Source organism: Bartonella sp. AP57NXGY (assembly GCF_042195805.1).
In the GTDB taxonomy this organism is placed as follows: domain Bacteria; phylum Pseudomonadota; class Alphaproteobacteria; order Rhizobiales; family Rhizobiaceae; genus Bartonella.
This window is the reverse complement of sequence record NZ_JBHIOZ010000265.1, coordinates 1-1,542: the sequence shown is the minus strand read 5'-3', so window position 1 is coordinate 1,542 and position 1,542 is coordinate 1. Positions and strand designations below refer to the sequence as shown.

General features: G+C 39.6%; 1 protein-coding gene and 1 pseudogene. Both read left to right on the top strand.

Features of this window, described 5'->3' with window-relative positions:
• Positions 1–1,344 (top strand): annotated as a pseudogene (locus tag ACFIL8_RS10125) (hypothetical protein); the annotation flags it as partial.
• Positions 1,344–1,542 (top strand): transglycosylase SLT domain-containing protein (locus ACFIL8_RS10120; RefSeq protein WP_375689659.1); only part of this gene is annotated, 199 nt, incomplete at its 3' end. The pseudogene ACFIL8_RS10125 and the gene ACFIL8_RS10120, both read left to right, overlap by 1 nt.

The window sequence follows — 1,542 nt, the reverse complement described above, 5'->3', positions numbered from 1 at the left end:
ATGGCAGCAAAAGCAGCGCTAATGCCAGAAAAAGAAGCATTTCAGGTAAGCGATAGAGCGCTTAGGGATGTAAGCCAGACTTTAGGGGATGAAGGTGTTGATAAGCTTGAAAGGGCATTAAAACAGCGTGGTCCTGATTCAATGATTATTGATCTTCACGATGGGCTTGCTACAAGAGCTTTTAAGGCAGCAAAAAAAGACCATGATACTTATTCGCTCATAAGTAATCGTTTGAATGAAAGACAAGATGCGAGTGCACTGCGGGTAAAGGATGCGTTGACAGATGTGATGGGTCCAAAAGTAGATACGCTTGATTTAAAGCAAGAGATTATCAAACAAGCACAGAAAAAGGCTGAACCATTTTATGAGAGGGCGAAAGCTTCTCCCATTTCTAATGCTGTCAGTAAAGATTTATCGCGGTTGCAAGAAACTCCTGTCTTCCAAAAAGCCTATAAAAAAGCAATTGCGCAAATGCCAAATGAAGCGGATGCAACAGTTATAGGGAGCAATGGATATCCAAAGCTGAATATGCGAATTTTACATAAGATGAAAGAGGTTTTGGATGATCAAATTAAGTCTGCACGTATCAAAGGAAAATGGGGATATGCTCGAGATTTGACTGATTTCAAACAACGCATTCTGGACGTTTTGGATACATCATCTCCAGAATATATTAAGGCACGGAAAATTTATTATGACGAGCGTACTATCGGTAATGCTTTGGAGCAAGGAAAAAAAGCACTGAATAAGAGTGTTGATCTTGATACAATCAACAGACAACTTTCACATTTTGGGTTGATGGAAAAAGAGGCTTTTCAAAAAGGTATCCGGTCGCAACTAGAGGATGCGGCAGGCAATGCACAGAATTTTGACCACAATCTTTTGAGTTTGTTTGACACGCAGAATGGTCAAGAAAAATTACGGCAGAGTTTTGGTGAGGACAAAGCCAAGCAACTTATGAAAGTGTTGCGACCAGAAGTGGAAAGAACAAAACTTTTTGCACGATTGCCAAACCATATGGGTGAAGTAGAAGAAAAGGCTATAGAAGACGCTGCGATTGGAGGAAAGATTCATCTAATCAAGACAACCCTGAAAACTTTAGCAAGAGAATGGGGACGCAAACTCTTAGGAGTGCATAGAGAGACTGAGAGAGATATTGCGGCTCTCATAACAGCACGGGAAAAAGAAGATTTTGGGTTAGCAAGAGAAAAAGCCGTTGAATTAATTAAGAAGTTTCATGAAGCAGAAAAGAAACGCTTAATAACCAAAGAAGATCACACAAAATTCTTCAATTTTCTTGGCATTCTTTTGAATAGCAGTGCTGATAGAACGGTTATAAACTAATGATCAATTTTCATCCCAATGTGAAGCGTGCTATCTCACAGGCAGCACAAAAATATGGTTTGCCAGAAAGCTTTCTTGAACGTGTTGCTATGATAGAAAGTAATGGTAATCCAAATGCAAGAAATAAGAACAGCAGTGCAGGGGGGCTGTATCAATTTCTCGATTCAACAGCAAAACACTATCAACTGAATGACAAGT